Origin of the sequence: Pseudomonas knackmussii B13 (assembly GCF_000689415.1) — a bacterium.
GTDB lineage: Bacteria > Pseudomonadota > Gammaproteobacteria > Pseudomonadales > Pseudomonadaceae > Pseudomonas > Pseudomonas knackmussii.
In genome coordinates this window covers 964,764-985,873 of the sequence record NZ_HG322950.1, presented here as the reverse complement: position 1 = coordinate 985,873, position 21,110 = coordinate 964,764, and the positions used below count along the sequence as shown (strand labels likewise).

General features: G+C 67.9%; 19 protein-coding genes. 8 read left to right on the top strand and 11 right to left on the bottom strand.

Annotated features, from left to right (window positions below):
* The first annotated feature begins 74 nt into the window (after positions 1 to 74).
* Positions 75 to 749, top strand: coding sequence for a phosphatase domain-containing protein (locus PKB_RS04720; RefSeq protein ID WP_043249450.1), 675 nt, complete (start codon positions 75 to 77; stop codon positions 747 to 749).
* Positions 750 to 853: 104 nt separating this feature from the next.
* Entirely contained in the window at positions 854 to 1,741 is an 888-nt protein-coding gene (locus PKB_RS04715; protein ID WP_043249448.1) for a TIGR01459 family HAD-type hydrolase, read from the top strand.
* 256 nt (positions 1,742 to 1,997) lie between these two features.
* Here the strand turns inward: PKB_RS04715 and PKB_RS04710 are convergent, their stop codons facing one another.
* From PKB_RS04710 to PKB_RS04695, 4 genes are read right to left on the bottom strand one after another with little or no spacing between them, the layout of a single operon-like run.
* A complete protein-coding gene (locus PKB_RS04710; protein WP_043249446.1) occupies positions 1,998 to 2,897 on the bottom strand; it encodes an efflux RND transporter periplasmic adaptor subunit in 900 nt (299 codons plus the stop codon).
* A gap of 13 nt (positions 2,898 to 2,910) precedes the next feature.
* Positions 2,911 to 3,111 (bottom strand): DUF1656 domain-containing protein, encoded by a 201-nt coding sequence (locus PKB_RS04705; protein ID WP_043256924.1) that lies wholly within the window; start codon positions 3,109 to 3,111, stop codon positions 2,911 to 2,913.
* 4 nt (positions 3,112 to 3,115) lie between these two features.
* A complete protein-coding gene (locus PKB_RS04700; protein WP_043249445.1) occupies positions 3,116 to 5,296 on the bottom strand; it encodes an FUSC family protein in 2,181 nt (726 codons plus the stop codon).
* Between the two features lies 1 nt (position 5,297).
* Complete coding sequence (locus PKB_RS04695) at positions 5,298 to 6,806, bottom strand: efflux transporter outer membrane subunit (RefSeq protein WP_084166573.1); 1,509 nt, start codon at positions 6,804 to 6,806, stop codon at positions 5,298 to 5,300.
* 196 nt (positions 6,807 to 7,002) lie between these two features.
* Here PKB_RS04695 and PKB_RS04690 point away from each other — a divergent pair, with 196 nt between their 5' ends.
* The 3 genes from PKB_RS04690 to PKB_RS04680 all read left to right on the top strand — a co-directional run bounded on the left by PKB_RS04690 (position 7,003) and on the right by PKB_RS04680 (position 10,310).
* The gene (locus PKB_RS04690; protein WP_043249443.1) at positions 7,003 to 7,923 is read left to right on the top strand and encodes a LysR family transcriptional regulator; all 921 of its coding nucleotides are present in this window, start codon (positions 7,003 to 7,005) and stop codon (positions 7,921 to 7,923) included.
* 132 nt (positions 7,924 to 8,055) lie between these two features.
* Positions 8,056 to 9,030 carry a 2-hydroxyacid dehydrogenase gene (locus tag PKB_RS04685; RefSeq protein WP_043249440.1) on the top strand — a complete coding sequence of 325 codons (975 nt, stop codon included), beginning with the start codon at positions 8,056 to 8,058 and terminating at the stop codon, positions 9,028 to 9,030.
* Positions 9,031 to 9,359: 329 nt separating this feature from the next.
* On the top strand, positions 9,360 to 10,310 hold the full coding sequence (locus tag PKB_RS04680; RefSeq protein ID WP_043248478.1) for an IS110 family transposase: 951 nt from the start codon (positions 9,360 to 9,362) through the stop codon (positions 10,308 to 10,310).
* Between the two features lie 32 nt (positions 10,311 to 10,342).
* Here the strand turns inward: PKB_RS04680 and PKB_RS04675 are convergent, their stop codons facing one another.
* Positions 10,343 to 11,236, bottom strand: coding sequence for a DMT family transporter (locus tag PKB_RS04675; RefSeq protein ID WP_043249438.1), 894 nt, complete (start codon positions 11,234 to 11,236; stop codon positions 10,343 to 10,345).
* A gap of 136 nt (positions 11,237 to 11,372) precedes the next feature.
* Here PKB_RS04675 and PKB_RS04670 point away from each other — a divergent pair, with 136 nt between their 5' ends.
* Complete coding sequence (locus PKB_RS04670) at positions 11,373 to 12,248, top strand: helix-turn-helix domain-containing protein (protein ID WP_043249436.1); 876 nt, start codon at positions 11,373 to 11,375, stop codon at positions 12,246 to 12,248.
* Positions 12,249 to 12,334: 86 nt separating this feature from the next.
* Here PKB_RS04670 and PKB_RS04665 read toward each other — a convergent pair whose 3' ends face one another.
* The 4 genes from PKB_RS04665 to PKB_RS04650 form a co-directional block, all read right to left on the bottom strand.
* Complete coding sequence (locus tag PKB_RS04665; RefSeq protein ID WP_043249434.1) at positions 12,335 to 12,658, bottom strand: DUF3325 domain-containing protein; 324 nt, start codon at positions 12,656 to 12,658, stop codon at positions 12,335 to 12,337.
* Positions 12,658 to 14,184 carry a PepSY-associated TM helix domain-containing protein gene (locus PKB_RS04660; RefSeq protein WP_043249431.1) on the bottom strand — a complete coding sequence of 509 codons (1,527 nt, stop codon included), beginning with the start codon at positions 14,182 to 14,184 and terminating at the stop codon, positions 12,658 to 12,660. Before PKB_RS04660 ends, PKB_RS04665 begins: the two co-directional genes overlap by 1 nt.
* Positions 14,181 to 14,474, bottom strand: a complete 294-nt coding sequence (locus tag PKB_RS04655) for a hypothetical protein (RefSeq protein WP_043249429.1) — start codon at positions 14,472 to 14,474, stop codon at positions 14,181 to 14,183. The genes PKB_RS04660 and PKB_RS04655 overlap by 4 nt, the downstream gene beginning before the upstream one ends.
* A 196-nt stretch (positions 14,475 to 14,670) precedes the next feature.
* The gene (locus PKB_RS04650; protein WP_043249427.1) at positions 14,671 to 16,062 is read right to left on the bottom strand and encodes an aminotransferase-like domain-containing protein; all 1,392 of its coding nucleotides are present in this window, start codon (positions 16,060 to 16,062) and stop codon (positions 14,671 to 14,673) included.
* Between the two features lie 123 nt (positions 16,063 to 16,185).
* Here PKB_RS04650 and PKB_RS04645 point away from each other — a divergent pair, with 123 nt between their 5' ends.
* Together PKB_RS04645 and PKB_RS04640 are read left to right on the top strand one after the other, a co-directional pair.
* Positions 16,186 to 17,049 carry a DMT family transporter gene (locus tag PKB_RS04645; RefSeq protein ID WP_043249425.1) on the top strand — a complete coding sequence of 288 codons (864 nt, stop codon included), beginning with the start codon at positions 16,186 to 16,188 and terminating at the stop codon, positions 17,047 to 17,049.
* 102 nt (positions 17,050 to 17,151) lie between these two features.
* A complete protein-coding gene (locus PKB_RS04640) occupies positions 17,152 to 19,524 on the top strand; it encodes a DEAD/DEAH box helicase (RefSeq protein WP_043249423.1) in 2,373 nt (790 codons plus the stop codon).
* 31 nt (positions 19,525 to 19,555) lie between these two features.
* On the opposite strand, the gene PKB_RS04635 is transcribed toward PKB_RS04640, so the two are convergent.
* Both PKB_RS04635 and PKB_RS04630 read right to left on the bottom strand, forming a co-directional pair.
* Positions 19,556 to 19,921 carry a YceK/YidQ family lipoprotein gene (locus PKB_RS04635; RefSeq protein ID WP_371369587.1) on the bottom strand — a complete coding sequence of 122 codons (366 nt, stop codon included), beginning with the start codon at positions 19,919 to 19,921 and terminating at the stop codon, positions 19,556 to 19,558.
* A 47-nt stretch (positions 19,922 to 19,968) separates the two neighbouring features.
* Positions 19,969 to 21,102 carry an ABC transporter permease gene (locus PKB_RS04630; protein WP_043249419.1) on the bottom strand — a complete coding sequence of 378 codons (1,134 nt, stop codon included), beginning with the start codon at positions 21,100 to 21,102 and terminating at the stop codon, positions 19,969 to 19,971.
* Positions 21,103 to 21,110 lie beyond the last annotated feature (8 nt).

Genomic DNA, 21,110 nt, shown 5'->3' with positions numbered 1-21,110 from the left:
TTTCTTCACGAAGCCTTCATCGCTGCTTAATCGACGGACTCCTAATGTCTCGCGCCTGACAGACAGGAGCCCGCATGGCCATCGTCCCCCGTTTGCGCACCCTCGCGCTCGCCACCCTGATCGCTCTCGGTTCGCCCGTCCTGGCAGCGCACGCCGATGCGCGCCCGGACACCTGGGCGCAACCGCTGGACACCTCGTTCAACCTCTACCGGATGTCGCCGACCCTCTACCGCAGCGCCATGCCGCACAGCCAGGACGTGGCCCTGCTGGAGAAGCTCGGCGTGCACAGCGTGCTGACCTTCACCAAGCCCGACGACAAGGCCTGGCTCGGTGGCGCGCCCGTGCAGGTGCTGCGCTACCCGACCCACGCCGATCATGTCGACGATGCCGACGTCATCGCCGTGCTGCACATCCTGCAGACCGCCCAGCAACAAGGCCCCGTGCTGATGCACTGCTCCCACGGGCGCGACCGCACCGGCCTGTTCGCGGCCATGTACCGCATCGTCATCCAGGGCTGGAGCAAGGAAGAGGCGCTCAAGGAGATGGTCGACGGCGGCTTCGGCCACGCGGACGACATGGGGCCGGCCATCCACTACGTGCAGAACGTCGAGGTCGAGGCTGTCCGCACCGCCATGCGCGAAGGCCGCTGCAGCACCAGCCTGTTCAGCCTGTGCAACCTCAAGGGCCTGGTCGAGGGCTCGCTCGGCACCACTCAGGCCGCCGCGCCACCGGCACCGGCCAAGCCCTGATCGACCCGGCGGATTCCCCGGAACAGGCGCGGCTGCGTTAGGCTTTGTGGCGACCGACGCCTGACGCAGGCGTCTCCGCTTGCCTTCGCCTCGACCGGATCGCCATGCCCGCCTCGCATTTCCAAGCCGTCACCGACACCCGCCTCGTCGACCACGCCGGCCTCGACGCCCTCTGCGCCGACTACGACGCCTACCTGCTCGACCTCTGGGGCGTGCTCATGGACGGCGCCGAAGTCTTCCCCGGCGCCCTGGCCTGGCTGCAACGCCGCGCCGCCGAGGGCAAGCCGGTGTGGTTCCTCAGCAACGCCTCGCGCAGCGTCGCGGAAATGGCCGCCACGCTCACTGCGCTTGGTGTATCGCCAACGCTCTACAGCGGCATCACCACTTCCGGCCAACTGGCCATCGACGCCATCGAACGCACGCCCGAACTGCAGCGCGGCGGCATCTACATCGCCGGCGTCGGCGATGCCCTGGAAACCTGGCCGGCGCACATCCGCGAGCGCTTCGACGCGGATATCCACAAGGCCTCGCTGATCCTCGGCGTCGGCAGCTTCCCCACCGATGAGCTGGAAGCCCGCTTCGCGCCGCTGCGCCATGCAGTGGAGCTGCCCTTCCTCTGCGCCAACCCGGACCGCGTGGTGGTCTCCGCCGGCCGCACGGTGTTCGGCGCCGGCCGTCTGGCCGAAGCCTTCGCCGAGCAAGGCGGCCAGGTGCAGTGGTTCGGCAAGCCCGACCCGGCAGCATTCCGCATCGCCGAACGGCAACTGCAGGCTCGCGGTGCGCAACGCATCCTGTTCGTCGGCGACTCGCTGGTGACCGACGTGCCCGGCGCCCTCGCCGCCCGCATAGACACCCTCTGGCTGGCCGCCACCGGCATCCACCGCCAGGCCCTGGGCCTGCCGTTCAATGGTGCGCTGGAGGAAGAGAAGGTCCAGGCGCTGCTCGACGGCTACCCGGTCCGCCCGCATTTCGCGGCGCCGGGGTTGGTCTGAACACGACCTGCGTAGGAGCGGATCTCATCCGCGATTGGCCTGGCACGGCGTATCCCCGTAGGAGCGAGCTTGCTCGCGAACCGCACGGCACGGCGTTCCCCTGTAGGAGCGGCCCATGGCCGCGATTCGCGCGCATGGCGCGCTCCTACAGGGGGGACCGGTGTGGGGATTTTCGCGGATGAATCCGCTCCTACAGGGAAGAGCCGCCACCAACGAAAACGGGGGCCGAAGCCCCCGTTTCTGATCCGTCTACCGCTTACTGCGCCGTCGCCGCCTGGGCGCCGCCGGTGTCCTTGCGGTTCGGGTTGACGATCACGGTCGCGGTGATGCCCGCCGACAGCAGCACGCCTTGCGGCACTTCGTCGATGTGGATGCGCACCGGCACGCGCTGGGCCAGGCGGACCCAGTTGAAGGTCGGGTTCACGTCGGCCACCAGCTCGCGGCTCTCCGGGTTGTCGCGGTCGTAGATGGCGCGGGCGATGCTCTCGACGTGGCCCTTCAGGCGCTCGCCGCTCATCAGCTGCAGCTCGGCCGGGTCGCCTACTGCGATGTGCGGCAGCTTGGTTTCCTCGAAGTAGCCGTAGATCCAGTAGGAGTTCTCGTCGACCACCGCCATCTTCGCCTCGCCGGCGCGGGCGTAGTCGCCGCGGTGCACGTTGAGGTTGGTCACGTAGCCGTCCACGGCGGCGCGCACCTGGGTGCGCTGCAGGTTCAGCTTGGCGGCGTCGAGCGCGGCCAGGGCCTGCTGGTAGTCGGCTTCGGCGGCGGCGGCGGTGTTGCTGGCGTCGTCCAGGCTCTCGCGCGAGACCACTTCGTTGTCCATGGCGGCGCGGCGCTTGGCGCTGAGCTGGCGCATCTTCAGGGTCGCCTGGCGCGAGGCGACGGCGGCTTCGGCCTGCTTCACGGCGATCTGGTAGTGCTCCGGGTCGATCTGCATCAGCAGGTCGCCCTTCTTCACCCGCTGGTTGTCGCGCACCGGCACGTCGGTCACCAGGCCCGAGACGTCCGGGGCGACGTTGATGATGTCGGCGCGCACGCGGCCATCGCGGGTCCAGGGGGTGTCCATGTAGTTCACCCAGAGGGTGCGGCCGATGATCACGGCGACCACCAGGATGATCAGGGTCGCCAGCAGGCTGAAGACGGATTTCAAGGTCATGGGTACTGGCTCGTTATCGGTAGACGGTCAGGGACAGGCCGCCGAACAGGCAGGCGAACAGGCACACGCGGAACAGCGCCGGGTGCCAGGTGAAGCGGTACACGCCGAGGGAGGCGAAGGCTCGGTCGATGACCCAGCAGATCACCGCGGCGACCACGAACAGCAGGGTCAGGGTCGGCATGTAGACGCCGTGGAAGGCGATCTCGCGCGGCAGGTCTTCAAGCAGCATGGCGAACCTCTACGGGTCGGTCCGCACGCAGCGGCGACTGCGGGTCGAGCAGCGTCGTGCGGATGAAGTGCAGGTAGCTGACCACCCGGCGCAGCGGCGAACTCTCGAAGTCCGGCGCGCAGGTTTCCTCGGTGGCCTTGGTGCTCAGGATGGCATGTTCCACGGCGGCCAGGGCGCGCTCGCGGTTGGCCTCGTTCGGGTTCACGAACAGGCGGATCAGCGCGCGGCCCATGCTGCGGATGGCCTGCCGCCAGGGCATCGACTCGGCGTAGCAGGGCTCGTCCGGCAGGCGCTCCTGTTCATTGCGCAGCTCGATGATCGCGTGGCCGACTTCCAGCACCAGGAACATCCAGGCGAGCAGCTCGCGCTGCACGTCCGGGCGCCGCGCGGCGAGGCCGTAGGCCTGGTTGAGCAGGTCGCGGGTGGCGCTCTCGAAGGTCGCGCCCAGGCCGCTGAGCTTGCCGCTGATGGCTTCCACCACGCGCATGCGCAGGTCCTTCTCCAGGCGCCGCCAGAGCCAGGCGCTGGTGGGCGGCAGGAGCACGCCGACGATCACCGCCGCGAGCCCCTGGGAGAGCACCAGTGCGATGTATTCGTTGATCGTGCGGCCGGCGTCGTAGACGGTCATGTTGGCCGGGATGGCACCGAAGCAGAAGAAGATCAGCAGGCCCATGCCGACGCCCGCGTAGGCCGGTTTCACCGACAGGTAGGCGCCGATCACGAACACCGGCGCCAGCGCCACGCAGAGCAGCGGGAAGCCGTCCAGGTAGGGGAACACGAAGTAGGTTTCGGCAAAGCCCAGGATGGCCGCGATCAAGGTGCCCACGGCCATCTGCGCGGCCATCTTCGACGGGTCCGGCGCGGCCGAGACCAGCGCGGCGACGGCGGCGGCGTTGAGCACGAAGGTGCTGCCGCTGGGCCAGGCGGTCTCGATCCAGAACACCCCGAAGACCAGCACCATGATCGCCGTGCGCGCGCCAGCGACCAGCGCACCGACCAGGTTGGCCTTGGGCGAGAAGCCGAACTTCCAGTTCTCCCGCTCGTGGTGATGGTCGGCCAGGGAGGCGTGGGTCAGGGCGTAGTTGTGCAGGTCGGCGACCAGGCGGTAGATCAGCTCGCCGGCGGTGTTGAAGTCCAGCCGCTCGGAGACTTCCTGGACCTTGGCGCGCAGCTCCGCGCGCGCCTCGCGGATGCACTGCATCATCTGCTGGCGCTGCTCTTCCAGCTGGCGGGCGAGCAGCGCGGCGTCGCGGTCGGTGAGCGGCTTGCCCTTCCACGGCTGGAGCATCTCGCGCAGCAGCTCCAGGCACGGCTGCAGGGCGTCGAGCACGCGTTCGCTGTGCTGGCTGCGCAGGCGCTCGAGCAACTGGTGCAGTGCGTGGTAGCGGGTGGTCAGGACCATGAACTCGTTGTTCAGGCGCGCCAGGCGGCCGCTGCGCAGGCGCATGTGCGGGTCTTCGAAAGCGGTGGCGGTGCGCAGGGTTTCCAGGCCCACGGCCTGGGAGACGAAGTTCACGTTGGCCGCCGCGAAACGCTCGCGCTGGCCGCCGCCGAGGTTGTCGAGGACGAACCAGGCGAAGGCGCCGAAGCGCGTATAGAGGGCGTTGCGCATGGCCGCGGCGGAGGTCTGCGGCAGCACGACGGCGCTGACCACGGTGGAGCAGAGGATGCCCAGGCCGATCTCCAGCACGCGCCAGACCGCCGAGAGGAAAGCGGCTTCAGGGTGCAAGGTGGCCGGCAGGCCGATCAGTGTCGCGGTGTAGCCGGCCAGTACGCAGGCGTAGGAACGGAAGTCGCGGTAGCGCGCGGCGCCGGCGGTGCAGATGCCGATCCACAGCGAGACCACCAGCAGGAACAGCACGCGTTCCTGGGCGAATACGGCGATCAGCGCGACCATCACGGTCAGGCCGACGATGCTGCCGAGGATGCGGTAGAAGCTCTTGGCGAACACCTGGCCGCTCTGCGGCTGCATCACGATGAATACGGTGATGGTCGCGGTGCTCGGCTGCGGCAGCTCCAGGCGCATGGCCAGCCACAGGGTGAGCATGGCGGCGGTCAGCAGCTTGGCGATGTAGACCCAGGTGACGCCGTCGCTGCGCGCCCACTCGAAGAAGGCGCGACGCACCTCGTCGAACGGCGAGCGGGCGCCCAGGGCTCGGCTGTCGGCCATCTCAGCGCTCGCTCAGCGGACGCACGGAGACGCTGGCCGGAACCATCTGCTTCTCCTTGGGCATGTCCTTGCCGTCCATCAGGCCGCCGCCGAGGGCGACCACCAGGCCGGCATGGGTTTCCAGGCGCGCGGCCTGCACCTGTTGCAGGGTCAGCTGCTGCTGGAACAGGCGGGTCTGTGCATTCAGCACGTGCAGGTAGTCGGTCAGGCCACCCTTGAACGCCTTGCTGGCGATGTCGTAGGTCTTCTGCGCCGCGGCCACCGACTGCTCGGCCAGCTCCTGCTGCTTCTCCATGGAGTGCGTGCGGATCAGCTGGTCGGAAATGCCCTTGAGCGCCTTCACCAGGGTCTGGTTGTACTGCGCCACGGCGGCGTCGTAACCGGCGGATTCCTGGCCCAGCTCGGAGCGGCGGCGGCCGCCGTCGAAGATCGGCAGGGAGATCGCAGGACCCACGCTGTAGGTGAACTTCTGCCCGGTGAGGAATTCCAGCATGCCGCCACCGACGGCGCTGTAGCCGAGGCTCGCGACCAGGTCGACGTTGGGATAGAACTCGGCGCGCGCGACGTCCACGCCCTTGGCCTGGGCCGCGACTTTCCAGCGGCTGGCGACCACGTCCGGGCGGCGGCCGACCAGCTCCAGCGGCAGTGCGCTGGGCAGCGCGGGCTGGGCGGTCAGGCGCAGGCTCGGGCGCTTGATGGAAGCCCCGGCGCCCGGGCCCTTGCCGGCCAGCGCGGCGATCTGGTTGCGCGACAGGGCGATGGCCTCCTCGACGGCGTCGATCTTGCGCTTGGTTTCCGGCAGCGGCACTTCGGCTTCGCTGACCTCGAACTGGGTGCCGAGGCCACCGGCCAGGCGACGCTGGGCCAGCGAGAGGATCTGCTGTTGCTGTTCGAGCATGGCGTGGGCGATGTCCAGCTCGGCGTACTGCAGGGACATCTGGATGTAGGCGCTGACGATGTTGCTCTCCAGCTCCAGCTGGGCCATGCGCGCCTCGGCGGCGGTCATGTAGGCAACGTTCATGTAGCGCTCGGTGTTGCTGCGATCGCGGCCCCAGAGGTCGAGGTCGTAGGAGAAGCCCAGCGCGGCGTTGTTGTTCCAGCTGGTGGTCTTGGCCAGCTCGCCCGGACCGTAGAAGTAGTCGCTCGGCCACTTGTGGCGCAGCAGCGAGGCGTCGGCGCTGACCTGCGGCGACTCGGCGGACTCGGCGACGCCGGCCATGGACAGTGCCATGCGCACGCGCGCCTCGGCTTCGGACAGCGTCGGGCTGTTGTCCACGGCGGTCTGTACCCAGGTGTTCAACTGCGGGTCGCCATAGGCGCGCCACCACTGTTCGCCCGGCCATTTCGCGTCGCGGTTGGCAGACTGGATGGCGGCGTCGGTGGCCAGTTGGTCATTGCCCAGGCGTTGCTCCTGCGGGGCGATGCCATGGGTACTGATGCAACCGGCAATTGTTGAAAAAACGACAAAGGAGCCGACGAACGCCAGTCCTTTCACGAGGGGACGCGACACGTTTGGGAGTCCTGGGGGGGTTGCTTGCTTTTCAGCTTAGAGGATGCCGAAGAGACGATTCGGGCAGATGAATTCTAGGGAGGCGACGGGAAAGGGATAAGTCGGCCAATTTGTGAATCTTTATTACCGTTTGTGAAACAATCCCTGTCGGCGTCTCGTGTGACAATACGCCACCCCCTGCTTCAGAGGCCCCTCAATGGACACTCTGCAAACCATGCGCGCCTTTGCTTGCGTGGCCGAGACCGGCAGCTTCACCGCCGCCGCCGTGCAACTGGGCACCACCACTGCCTATGTTTCGCGAGCCGTCGCCAATCTGGAAACCCACCTGCGCGCGCGCCTGCTCAACCGCACCACCCGTCGCATCGCCCTGACCGAAGCCGGCCAGCGCTACCTGTTGCGCTGCGAGCAGATCCTCGCCTACGTCGAGGAGGCCGAAGCCGAGGCCGGCGACGCCCACGCCCGACCGGCCGGGCGCCTGCGCGTGCATTCGATGACCGGCATCGGCCAGCACTACGTGATCCGCGCCATCGCCGGCTATCGCCAGGTGCACCCGGAAGTCAGCTTCGACCTGACCATGGCCAACCGCGTACCGGACCTGCTCGACGAAGGCTTCGACGTGGCCATCGTGGTCGCCACCGAACTGCCGGACTCCGGCCTGGTGTCGCAGCGCATTGGCGAGACCTACAGCGTGCTTTGCGCCTCCCCCGCCTATATAGAGGCACGCGGCCTGCCGAAGACGCCAAGCGAGCTGGTCGAGCACGACTGCCTGCGCCTGGTCAGCCCGGTGCTGGCGCTGGACAAGTGGCTGTTCGAGGGCCCCAACGGCCAGGAAATGGTCACCATCGGCCCGCCGCCCTTCCAGGTGAACGTCGGCGACGCCATGACCGAGGCGATCCGCTGCGGCATGGGCATCGGCGCGCTGCCGGTGTATTCGGCGGCCGAGGGCCTGAAGGACGGCTCGCTGGTGCGCGTGCTGCCGCACTACAAGCTGCAGCTGCTCAACGTCTACGCGCTCTACCCGTCGCGCCAGTACCTGGATGCCAAGATCAAGACCTGGGTCGGCTACCTGCGCGAGAACCTGCCCGGCGTGCTGCTGGCCGACGAGGTCGGCATCTAGCCTGCCGCCGCGCGCGATTACCGCCCGCATTCCCGTCCGCATTCTCGTCTGCGAGGGGGCGCGGCTTGCCCACGCCCGGGGCGGGAATGCTAGGGTTGGCACCCTTCCCGTTCCCCCTCGATGCCCCGGACCATGAAAAAGAACGTCTTCGTCTTCAGCCGTCTCGCCCCGGAACACCTCGAGCGCCTGCGCGCGCAGTTCAACGTCACCGTGCTCGATCCCAAGCTCGGCGACGTCGACGCCCAGTACGCCGCCGCCCTGCCGACGGCCCACGGCATGATCGGCGTGGGCCGCCCGCTGGGCGCCAAACAACTGGCCCAGGCCGGCCAGCTGGAAGTGATTTCCAGCGTCTCGGTCGGCTACGACAACTACGACCTGGCCTACCTCAACGAGCGCGGCATCCCGCTGACCAACACCCCGGACGTGCTCACCGAGACCACCGCCGACCTCGGCTTCGCCCTGATCATGGGCACCGCCCGCCGCGTCGCCGAGCTGGACGCCTGGACCAAGGCCGGGCAGTGGAAGCGCACCGTGGACACCCCGCAGTTCGGCGTCGACGTGCATGGCAAGAAACTCGGCATCCTCGGCCTCGGCCGCATCGGCGCGGCCATCGCCCGCCGCGGGCGCTTCGGCTTCAACATGGAAGTCCTCTACCACGGCAACAGCCGCAAGCCGGAACTGGAGCAGGAACTGGGCGCGCGCTTCTGCGACTTCGACGGACTGCTGAGCGAAGCCGACTTCGTCGTGGTGGTGGTGCCGCTCTCCGACGCCACCCGCAAGCTGATCGGCAAGCGCGAGCTGGAGCTGATGAAGCCCAGCGCCATCCTGATCAACATCGCCCGCGGCCAGGTGATCGACGAAGCCGCGCTGGTCGAGGCGCTGCAGGAGAAACGGATCCTCGCCGCCGGCCTGGACGTCTACGAGAAGGAGCCGCTGGGCGAGTCGCCGCTGTACGCCCTGCCCAACGCCCTGACCCTGCCGCACATCGGCTCGGCCACCCACGAAACCCGCCGCGCCATGGCCGAATGCGCGCTGGACAACTTCGAGACCGCGCTGCGCGGCGAGCGACCGAAGAACCTGGTCAACCCGCAGGTGTGGAAGGGCTGAGGCCCAGAGGCACTCCGTATCTACCTGTAGGAGCGGACCTTGTCCGCGAGTCGCGCGCATGGCGCGCTCCTACAGGGGGCATCGGTGCTAGGGCTTTCGCGGATGAGATCCGCTTGTATGGCGTTAGGGTAGGAACCTGTCGGGGTGTGGAGGGACAAGATCCGCTTCTGCAAGCCAGACGGTAGGAGACTTCCCCCACCCACCCGCTCACGACAAGCGCCGATAAGGAATCCATCGGATTGAGTAGCCGCTCAAACCGACAATACCGGCAAGCCTGCGCCAATGTGAGCTCCCGACAGGTTGGACCATCTTCACTGTCGGAGAACCCCATGACAAGCCAAGTTCCGGTTATCGGTATCGATGTCGCCAAGGAGTCGCTGAGCCTCTGCGATACACGCTCGGGCGAAGTATTCGAACTGGCCAATGACGTCCGCACAATCAAGGCCTGGCTGAAAACCCTTCCGCCCTGCTGCGCCATCGCGATCGAAGCGACCAGCACCTATCACATGGATGTTGCGACCCTGGCGCATGCGCGGGGACATCGGATCTACGTCATCAATGGCTTTCGCCTGAGCAACTACCGCAAGGGGATTGGTGGGCGAAACAAGGATGATCGCAGCGATGCCCTGCTGCTGGCCCGTTACCTGACCCACGAACAAGCGCAACTGGAGCCTTGGCAGCCGCCGAGCAAGGCCTACTGCCGCCTGCAGACACTGCTGCATCGGCGTGCTGCACTGGTCCGTAGCGCCATCTCGTTGCGCCAGAGCTTTTCCCAGGATCGCTCCTTGGCCAAGGCGCTAAAGCCTGTTCTCAAGCAAATGGCCACACTGGAGTCACGCCTGGAGAAAGAGATTCAACAGGCGCTGCGAGAGGCTGGCCTAATGGAGCAAAGCAAGCGCTGCCAGGCCATCGAAGGGATCGGACCGCTGACGGCAGCGGCCCTGAACCTGGCATTTCTGCGGGGACGTTTTCGCAATAGCGATGCCTTCATCGCCTTTATCGGATTGGATGTGCGGCTCAAGGAGTCCGGCCGCTATAGCGGCCGACGAAAGCTGACCAAGCAAGGGGACCCTGAAATCCGTCGGCTGCTCCACAACGCGGCCATGGCGGCAGCGCGCACGCAGCGCTGGCAGGCCCTTTACCAAAGCTACCTGGCGCGCGGCCTGAAGAAGATCGAGGCCCTGACTATCCTCGCCCGCAAATTAGCCCGAATTGCCTTTGCCCTGATGCAATCCCAGACCAGCTACCAGCCTCCAAAGCAGGAGCCGTCATTGACATAGAATCTCCTACGGGGCGCTTCCGTTGTGGATATTTACGCCCGCGCCGGCTGCAACACCGGCTTCGGCTTGCGGAACACCAGCACGTTGCCCGCCATCACCAGCACCAGCCCGGCCAGGGCCGGCGCGCTCCACTGATAGCCCTCCATGTACGTCGAGACGTTCAGCGCCACCACCGGGAACAGCACGGTGCAATAGGCCGCGCGTTCCGGGCCCATGCGCCCGACCAGGGTCAGGTAGGCGGTGAAGCCGATCACCGAGCCGGGGATCGCCAGGTAGACCAGCGAGCCGACGTAGCGCGGGCTGTAGTCGAAGGTGAAGGGCACGCCCTGCACCAGGCAGATCGCCAGGAGGATCAGCGAACCGTAGAGCATGCCCCAGGCATTGGTGCTCAGCGGCCGCAGGCCGGCCTTCTGCTGCAGGCTGGAGAGCATGTTGCCGGCGGAGAAGCAGAGCGTGCCGAGCAGCGCCAGGCCCAGGCCGTAGAAGGTCTCGCGGTTGGCGGCATGGCCCGACAGTTCCGGCCAGAACAATAGCGCCAGACCGAGCAGGCCCAGGGCGCCGCCGCCCACCACGTTGGTGGCGATGCGCTGGCCGAAGAAGATCCGTGCATTGAGCGCGTTCCACAGGGTCGCGGTGGAGAACACCACGGCGATCAGCCCGCTGGGGATCCACTGGCTGGCGGTGTAGAAGCAGAGGAAGTTCACGCAGAACAGGCACAACCCCTGGGCCAGGCAGATCAGTTGGCCGCGCCGGCCGAGCGGCTGCAGGCGTCGGCTGAGCAGGAGGATGGCGAACAGCACCAGCGCCGCCAGGCTGAAGCGATAGGCGATGGACAGGGGGATGGCCACCAGACCGACCTGTAGCTTGATGGCGATCCAGGTCGTGCCCCAGATGAGCACGGTGAGCAGATAGAGCGAGAGGTTCATGGCGTTTCTCCGATTACTGGCCGCCAGTGTCCGCCCGCCCCGTCCATGCGCGCTTGCAGATTCTTGCGCTTATTGCGCCGAACGGGGTGGCAACGCGCGCGGGCGCGAGTAAATTGAACGCCATCAGGAGTCGCCCATGCCCGCCATCCAACAGCTACAGGTCTTCCAGTCGATGAACAGTTCGCCCAACGCCCATCTGGAGCGTTGCGCCGAGCTGGGCGACGGCCTGTCCGCGGCGGTCTGGAGCAATCGCCACGACGCGCGCGACTATCTATCACCCGACCACCACACGCTGTCCTGCTACCTCGCCGGCGGCACCGGCACCTTCCGCCGCGGCGCGCCCGGCGCCAAGGGCGCGCCGGACAAGCTGTGCATCATGCCCGCCGGCGAAGAGGCCTCATGGATCGTCAACGGCGACATCCGCCTGGCGCACCTGTACTTCAGCGCGGAGCGCTTCTCCCTCGGCTGCGTCGAATTGCTCGACCGCGAGCCGCGCGAGCTGCAACTGCATTCGGTGACCTTCCTCGATGACCCGCAGCAGGCCGCGCGCTTCCGCCAACTGGTACATCTGAACTGGGAAGAGCCGGGCGAACGCCTGCTCACCAGCAGCCTGGCCCAGGAACTGATCGACCACGCCCTGCTCACCCAGGTCGGCCGCCGCGATGGCCTGCGCCTGAAGGGAGGGCTCGCCCCGGCGCTGCGCAAGCGCCTGACCGACTACATCGAACAGCACCTCGCCGAACCGCTGACGCTGGGCGAGCTGGCGACGCTGGCGGCCCTCTCGGAATACCACTTCGCGCGGATGTTCCGCGAAAGCTTCGGCATGCCGCCGCACCAGTACGTCCTGGCCCGCCGCCTGACCCGCGCCTGCGAACTGCTGCGCCAGGGCCCCCTGCCGCTGAGCGAGATCGCCCTCGCCTGCGGCTTCTCCAGCGCCAGCCATTTCAGCAATAGATTCCGTGGCGCCCTGGGCGCATCGCCCGGCGAGTACCGCGCGGCGTTCGCTGGCTGAATTCGGCTCTTCGTAGGAGCGAGCTTGCTCGCGAAGGGGCGCGGCAGGTTCGCGAGCAAGCTCGCTCCTACAGGGAAGCTCGGCGATCAGCCGAGAACGGCGAGCACTCCGCCGAGCAAAGGCACACCGGCCGCCGCCGGCAACGCCAGGCGCGGTAGCCAGGCGAGCAACGCCACTAACACAACCGCAGCGGCCATCAGCAGGCAGCTCCAGTAGATCAGCCCGTGCTCGATGCCCAGCCGGTGGATACCGTAGGCCAGCGCCAGGCCGCCATCGACCAGCGCCACGCCACGCAATAGGCGCACGCGCCCCTGGCTCGGCGCGCTGCCGAAGAGGTCGCGGTGGTGCCGCGCCAGGCCCAGGCAGGCGGCGGTCAGGGCCAGCAGGTTGAGACCGAAGACCAGCAGCATCAGGCGAACTCCCCTTCCACCCGCACCCGCTGGCGCTTGGTATCGGGCGCCGCCGGGCGGCCGAGGCGCCAGGCCAGGGCGGCGAAGATCAGGCCGCTGGCCAGCAGCGCCAGATCGACCCCGGCAAGCATCCAGTCGCCGCGCGCCAGGCTGTTGCCCAGGCGCCCTGCTTCCGGCCCGAACAGGCCGAGCAGCGGCAAGCCCAGGGCCAGCACGGCGGCGGCGGCGAACTGCTCGCGGGCGAGGCAGCCGCTGCCCTGGCGCCATACGGCATGCAGCAGGGCGAGCAGCCAGACCACCACGAAGCTGGTGGCTTCCCAGCGATCCCGCAGCGGCAGCTCGGCCGGCAGCAACCGCGACGCCGCCAGCAGGCCGAGGGAGGCCAACGGCAGGCCGCCGCAGACCGCACCGTTCAGCGTGCGCACCAGCACCAGGCCGCGACTGCCGCGCGCTTCGCGCTTGGCCACCCAGACCTGCAGGCCGCCGAAGATCATCCCGCAGCCGGCCAGGCCGAGCAGCAGGTAGAGCAGGCGCAGCAGCGAACCGCCGAACTGCGCCATGTGCAGGCCGCTCAGCCAGGCATAGGTCTTGTAGCCGTCCGCGTAGGCCGGCTGCACATGCAGGAGCGCGCCCGTCGCAGCATCGAAGGATACGGTGCGCTGGTCATTGACCAGCCGCGTGTCCACGGCCGTGCGGACCTGGACCATGGACGAGGCGTCGTTGGGATGTTCGAGGTTGATCCAGCCAACCTGGCTCCCGTCGCCCCACTGCGCCTGCGCACGCTTGACCATGCGCGACAGGGACTTCGGCGGCTTCGCCGGGCGCCCCAGCTCCTCGCGATCGAAAGCGCGCTGCACTTCGTGTTCGAAGCGCTCGGCATCGCCCCGGTAGGACGCCTTGATGCCGGCCGTCATGTAGAGCGTGATGAAAATCACCAGCCCGGTGTAGGCCAGCAACAGGTGAAACGGCAGGCCGATCACGCCGAGCACGTTGTGCGCGTCGAGCCAGGCGCGCTGCCGCGCCGCACCCGGGCGCAGGGTGAAGAAGTCCTTGAAGATGCGCCGGTGGACGATCACCCCGGACACCAGCGCCACCAGCATGAACATGCCGGCCAGGCCGACGATGTAGATGCCGAGCATGCCGGCGTGCAGGCCGTAGTGCAGGTCGAAGAAGAAGGTGCCGCCGACCGTCTTCGGCAGCTCCTCGCCCGTCTGCGCATCGAGCAGGAAGGAACGGAAAGCGCTCAGGTCCTCGGGCACCCAGCCGGCGGTCCAGTAGGGCATGCGCTCGCTCGGCGGCAGCATCCAGTAGGCATGCGCCCTGGGTGCGCGCTCGACGAGAGCGGCGTGGACCTGGTCCACGTCCACGCTGGGCGCTGCCGTCTCGTGCAGTTGCGGCAGCATCCAGCGGGTCAGTTCCTTGTCGAAGCAGGACAGGCTGCCGGCGAACACCACGACGAACAGCAGCCAGCTGACCAGCAGCCCGCTCCAGGTGTGCAATCCGGACATCGACTGGCGCAGGCTCATGGACGCGCTCCAAAGTCATGCGGCAGGAAGGCCGCGAGCGCCAGCAGCGCACTCAGCGTCAGCGGCACCAGGCAAGCGCGCCAGGTGCTGCGCGCGCCAAAGGCGTAGAGCACCGCCAGGACCCAGACCAGGAAGCACGCCAAGCTGGCGAAGGCCACGCGATCGGCACGGGCCAGCGGCAGGTAGACGCTGAGGAAGGCCGTGGTGCAATACGCCAGGGCATAGCCGCCGAACAGCGCGGAGAGGATGCGCGCGCCCAGCGCCGCGCCGAGGCGTTCCTTGCCGCTCATGCGTGCGCCTCGCGCCGGGAGTGGGAGTCGGATAGGTACATGGCTCTGCTCACCTGCTGCAGGAGTCGTCCGAGAACGGTGAAAGAAGCCGCGAAATTTACATGAAATGCATTCGCATTTGAAAGAGATACGCAAGAACACTTGCGAATAACCGCGTCCTGCTCATGCCAGGGCGTCGCACCCCGGCGCGCCGGGCTCAGCGGGCGCGTCGTGCCTTTGCCATGGCGCGTTGCAATAGTTCGAAGACCCTCGGCGACTGGCACTGGGCGACGTTGAAGCGCAGGTAGTCGGGCGCCGTCTGGCCGAGGCTGAAGACATTGCCCGGGGCCAGCACCATGCCCTCCTCCAGCGCCGCGCGCGACACCGCTGCCGCGTCGAGTCCATCAGGCAGGCGAGCCCAGACGAACACCCCGCCACGGGGTTCCAGCCAGGGCTGCAGGCCGATGGCTCGCAGGCGCGCAAGCGTCTCGCCCATGGCGTCGGCCAGGCGTGCGCGCAGGCCGTCCAGGTGGCGACGGTAGCCGCCCTTGCAGAGCAGCTGGTAGAGCAGCTCGCCATTGAACGGGCTGTTGCCGAAGGACGTGGCCAGCTTGAGGTCGACCAGTTGCTCGCACCAATCCGCCCGCGCGGCTATGAAGCCGCAGCGCACCGAGGCGGACAGCGTCTTGGAGAAGCTGCCGACCTGGATCACCCGCTGCAGGCCGTCGAACGCCGAGAGCCGTGGCGCGTGCTCGTATTCGAAGTCGGCGAAGATGTCGTCCTCGACGATCAGCAGGTCGTGGGCCTCGGCCAGCTTCAGCAGGCGGTGCGCCACCAGCGGCGAGAGCTGCGCGCCGGTCGGGTTGTGGAAGGCCGAATTGGTCAGGTACAGGCGCGGCCGGTGGCGCTGCAGGATGCCGGCCAGGGCGTCGACGTCCGGGCCGTCCGGCGTGTAGGGCACGCCGATGGGCACCGCGCGGTGCGCGCGAAGCAGGGCCTGGAAATTGAAGTAGCCGGGATCGTCCACCAGCACTTCGTCGCCCGGTTCGAGGAAGAAGCGGCAGACCAGGTCGATGGCGTGGGTGCCGCCGTCGGTGAGGACGATCTGCTGCGTGCCCAGCGCCACACCGTACTCGCCCAGGCGCCGGGCGAGCTGTTCGCGCAGGCCGGCGTGGCCATAGGGGCGCCCGTACTCCAGCAGGCTCGACTGCGGTTCGCGGGCCAGTTGGCGGAGGGCGCGGCGCAGTTCGTCTTCCGGCAGCCAGGATGGCGGTAGCCAGCCGCAACCGGGTTTGAGCGAGTCCTCGGCGGCCTCCAGCGACTGCCGGGCGATCCACAGCGGGTCGATGCTGCGGTCCAGCGCCGGGCCGATCTCGGCCAGCGACAGCGGCGGCAGTCGCCCGCAGACGTAGAAGCCGGAGCCGCGCCGCGAGGCGATCAGGCCCTCGGCAGCCAGCCGCTCGTAGGCCTCCACCACGGTGCTCTTGGAAACCTCCAGGCTGTCGGCCAGCGAGCGGATCGACGGCAGCCGCTCACCCGGCACCAATGTCCGCGCCGCGAGGCGGTCGCGCACCTGGCGCATCACCTGGTCTACCCGTGTCACTGCCATGGCCGCCTCGACTGTACTGAGCAAATTTCAGGACAGTTTGTTCGGATTGTACTGATCTGTCACTGGCCGACTGTCCGCCCGGGCGCCACCATCGACACACTTCATCCCAGTGGCGAATGCATCATGAATGGCTCTCTCGGCGGTTGGTTCAGCGGTTTCCTCGGCGTCCTCATCTTCAGCGGCTCGCTGCCGGCCACGCGGGTGGCGGTGGGCGACTTCGACCCGACCTTCCTGACCCTGGCGCGGGCCAGCATCGCCGGGCTGCTGGCCGCGGCCATCCTGGTCGTCCTGCGCCACCGGCCCCCGGCCCGCGCCGACGTTCCGGCGCTGGTCGTGGTGGCCCTGGGCGTGGTGGTTGGCTTCCCACTGCTCACCGCCCTGGCGCTGCGTCATGTCAGCTCGGCACACGCCATCGTCTTCGTCGGCCTGCTTCCCCTGGCCACAGCCCTGTTCGCCGTGCTGCGCGCCGGCGAGCGGCCGCGCCCGGTGTTCTGGCTGTTCTCCCTGCTCGGCAGCGCGGTGGTCGCCGGCTACGCCCTGGCCCAGGGCGGCGCGGGCAGCCTGCTGGGCGACGGCCTGATGCTCGCCGCCGTACTGGTCTGCGGCCTGGGCTACGCCGAGGGCGCGCGGCTGTCGCGGCACATGGGCAGCTGGCAGGTGATCTGCTGGGTGCTGGTCGTTTCGCTGCCACTCATGCTGCCCCTGGCGCTGTGGACCCTGCCCGCCGACCTGACCTCGGCACGCTGGCCGGCCTGGCTGAGCCTGGGCTACGTGTCGCTGTTCAGCATGCTCATCGGCTTCTTCTTCTGGTACCACGGCCTGTCCCGCGGCGGCATCGCCGCGGTCGGCCAGCTGCAGCTGCTGCAGCCGTTCTTCGGCCTGGCCCTGGCTGGCCTGCTGCTGCACGAGCAGGTCAGCCCGGCGATGGCCGCGTCCGCCGCCGCTGTAGCGGGATGCGTGGCGGCCGCAAAACGCTTCGCGCGCTGACAGGAGGTCGCCCGGCCGGCGCGGCGCCCGTGCCCGGCCTGGAAAATGGGGGTATCATCGGTCGTTTGCGTATTTCTCCGGGCTTTCCGGAAGGATCCACCGATGACCTCTTCTGCCGAGCCGCCAGCCGCCCGTGACGATGTCGCGCCGCGCCCGCGCCTGACCCTGGGCAGCCACGTCCACAGCGGTTTCGACCTGCGCAGCGGGCGCATGCAGAACATCGCCCGGCACCGCGCCGCCCTCGCCTTCCTGTATTCCGGCATGCCGGTATCCGGGCCGATCAACCCGCGCAACGGCAACGAGCTGCGGGTGTTCCGCGACGACCGCATCATCCGCGTCAGCCGCCAGGCCGATCATGAGAACCAGCTACGCCTGCAGCTGCGCAAGCTCGGCTTCAAACCGGCGATGCGCCGCAGCGACGCGCTGGAAGACAGCGCCGGGGAGATGTTCGAGCTGCCCGACGACGCCACCTGGCAGCAGTTCATGCGCGAAGGCCTGCCGCTGCTGCGCGAGCACGGCTGGGAAGTCGACATCCGCCCGGAGTTCGTCTTCGACCTCACCCCGGTGGAGAACTGGTACGCAGAGATCGAGGAAGCCGAGGACCGCCAGTGGTTCGACCTGGAGCTGGGCATCGAGGTCGACGGCCGCCGCATCAGCCTGCTGCCGGCGCTGATCGAACTGATCCGCCGTACGCCGGCACTGCTCGATCCGGTCGCCCTCTCGCGGCATGACGACGACGAGCAACTGGTGCTGCGCCTGGACGCCGGGCGCAACCCGGTGCACGCCTGGCAGACCGCCTCCGAGCGGCCGCTGCGCGTGGCCCTGCCGTTCGGCAAGCTGAAACCGCTGCTGGGCACCCTCTCCGAGTTCTACCTGGGCGACCAGCCGCCAGTGCGCCGCCTGCGCATGGGTGCACCGGATGCGGCGCGGCTGACCGAGTTCGAAGAACTGCCGCTGCGCTGGCAAGGCGGCGACGAGCTGCGCGACATAGCCGTACGCCTGCGCGATTACCGCGCCCAACCCGCTCCGCTTCCGCAGGGCCTGCGCGCCGAGCTGCGCGCCTACCAGCACGAGGGCCTGAGCTGGATGCAGACACTGCGCTCGGTGGGCGCCAGCGGCATCCTCGCGGACGACATGGGCCTGGGCAAGACGCTGCAATCGCTGGCCCACGTGCTGCTGGAAAAACAGGCCGGGCGCCTTACCGCGCCGGCCCTGGTGGTGATGCCGACCAGCCTGATCCCCAACTGGATGGACGAGGCCGAGCGCTTCACCCCCGACCTGCGCGTGCTGTCGCTGCACGGTGCCGGGCGCCGCCGCGATTTCGCGAAGATAGAGGAACACGACCTCATCCTCACCACCTACGCCCTGCTGCCGCGCGATGCGGATAAGCTCGGCAAGCACGCCTACCACCTGCTGATCCTCGACGAAGCGCAGAACATCAAGAATGCCGGGACCAAGGCCGCCCAGGCGGCGCGCCAGCTCAACGCGCGCAACCGCCTGTGCCTGACCGGTACGCCGCTGGAAAACCACCTCGGCGAACTCTGGTCGCTGTTCCATTTCCTGCTGCCGGGCTGGCTCGGCGACGCCAAGCAGTTCGCCCAGCACTACCGCACGCCCATCGAGCGCCACGGCGACCAGGCACGCCTCGCGCACCTCGCCGCACGTATCCGCCCGTTCCTGCTGCGCCGCACCAAGGAACAAGTGGCCTCGGAGCTGCCGCCCAAGAGCGAGTTCATCCAGCACATCGAGCTCAGCGAGGCGCAGCGCGACCTCTACGAAACCGTACGGCTGGCGCTGGACCAGAAGGTCCGCGAAGAGATCGCCCGCCGGGGCCTGGCGCGCAGCCGCATCGTCATCCTCGAAGCGCTGCTCAAGCTGCGCCAGGTCTGCTGCGACATCCGCCTGGTGCAGAAGGAAGCCGCACCGGCCGGTGGCCGCGCCGGCAAGGCGGTGACCTCGGGCAAGCTGGAATACCTGCTGGACATGCTCGAAGAGCTGCTCGCCGAAGGACGCCGCGTGCTGATCTTCTCGCAGTTCACCTCGATGCTCGCGCTGGTCGGCGAAGCGCTGCAGCAAAGGGGCATCGACTACGCCCTGCTGACCGGCGACAGCCGCGACCGCCGCCAGCCGGTGGAGGACTTCCAGCAGGGCCGCGTGCCGTTGTTCCTGATCAGCCTGAAGGCCGGTGGCGTGGGCCTGAACCTGACCGCCGCCGATACCGTGATCCACTACGACCCCTGGTGGAACCCGGCCGCCGAGAACCAGGCCAGCGACCGCGCCTACCGCATCGGCCAGGACAAGCCGGTGTTCGTCTACAAGCTGATCGCCCGCGGCACGGTGGAAGAAAAGATCCAGCTGCTGCAGCGCGAAAAGGCCGCCCTCGCCGCCGGCATCCTCGAAGGCGCCGGCACCGACTGGCAGCTGGACGATGCCGATATCGATGCGCTGTTTGCGCCGTTGCCCAAGGCGGTGTGAAAGCGCACCCGCAGGATCGCTCTGTAACGCCTCAATCGCCGTGGGTCAGCTCGATGCTGCCGTCGCGGTTCTGCCGGTAGATCGTGTAGGGCAGCGCCAGGGTGTCGGTGACGCCGGAGAGCAGGCCATCAAGAAAAGGCCAATAGATACCTTGCGGCGAAGCGGGCGGCGGCGGTGACACTGCAGCGTCATGCTGATAAGCGCCCCCTGGGTCGCCGTAGAGCGCGCAGAAGTTGTAGGCGACTCCGCTGTAGATGCGTGGAATCCGGGTGCAGTAGGTTCCCTTCAGGTGCAGCTCGCCGACATCGGCGCTGGATTCGCTGTTCAGTGTCTGCACCGAACCACAGCTTACGAGCGTCATGCCGAAGATCAGCGGTAGCAGTCTCGATATGTTCACGATCGATCTCCTTGTCACCATTCTCCCCTGCGCCGGCGGCCGGCGACTCACCACCCCTTCAACTGATCCCAGCGCCAGTTGCGGAACTGATAGATCAAAGTGCCGAGCAGCCCGTAGGCCGCCGCCATGCCGAGCAGCACGAGGATGCGATCGGCCACCGCCGAGAGTGGCAGGTTCATCTGGTTCATTTCCACCACCGCGCGGATCGCCCAGGTCGAGGGGATGGCGTCGGCCAGCCATTGCACCCAGGCCGGCATGGCCTGCGGCGGCCAGGGGAAGCCGGCCATGTAGAACAGCGGCAGGGTGATGAAAGTCATGGTCAGGTATACCGCCTCCTCCGAGGGCAGCACTTCGGCGATGAATTCACTCATGGCGATCACCGCGAGCAGGAATGGCAGCACCAGCCCCATCAACATGAAGAAGGAGGCGGTCTGCCGATACCCCATCATCCACGGCCAGATCACGTAGAAGAGCATGCTCAGCACGGTCCAGATCAGCAGCTGCGCGGCGTAGCGGCCGAAACGGGTGGACGGCGGCTGGCGCAGCGAGCGCGGGGTGCCGCCGCGCAGGTTGAGGTTCACCCGTGTGCAGGAGAGCAGCAGGCTGTGCTGCAGGATCAGCGTCACCAGCCCCGGCAGTACGATGGCGGCGAAGCTGGTGCCGGGGTTGAACAGCGCGCTGAGGTCGCCGACCACCGGGCTGAGCAGCACGTCGGCCTGCTCCTCGCTGAAGCCGCTGCGCTTGAGCAGGTCGCGGTTGTAGCGCAGCGACAGCTCGTTGTAGGTGGTGCCGATGTCCTGCTGGATCTGCCCGTTGGCCATGCGGTTGGTGGCGTCGCCGAAGATCGGGATGGTCACCGCTTCGCCGCGCAGTACGCGTTTCTCGAACTCCAGCGGCACCACGATGATGCCGTACAGCTCGCGCCAGGCCAGGTCGCGCTGCGCGGTGGGCAGTTCGCTGTAGGTGCGCACGGCGATCTTCGGCGCGGCGTCGAGCAGGCGGATCAGCTCGCGGGAGGCGGCGCTATGGTCCATGTCGATCACCGCCACCGGCAGGTCGTCCATGGTGCGATGGGCGTACGGCAAGGTGGTCAGCGCCACCGACAGCACCATCAGCAGCCACAACGGCTTGCCCAGCATGTTCTGCAGCGACGCGCGGAATACGTTCCAGAAATTCTGCATGGCGCCTC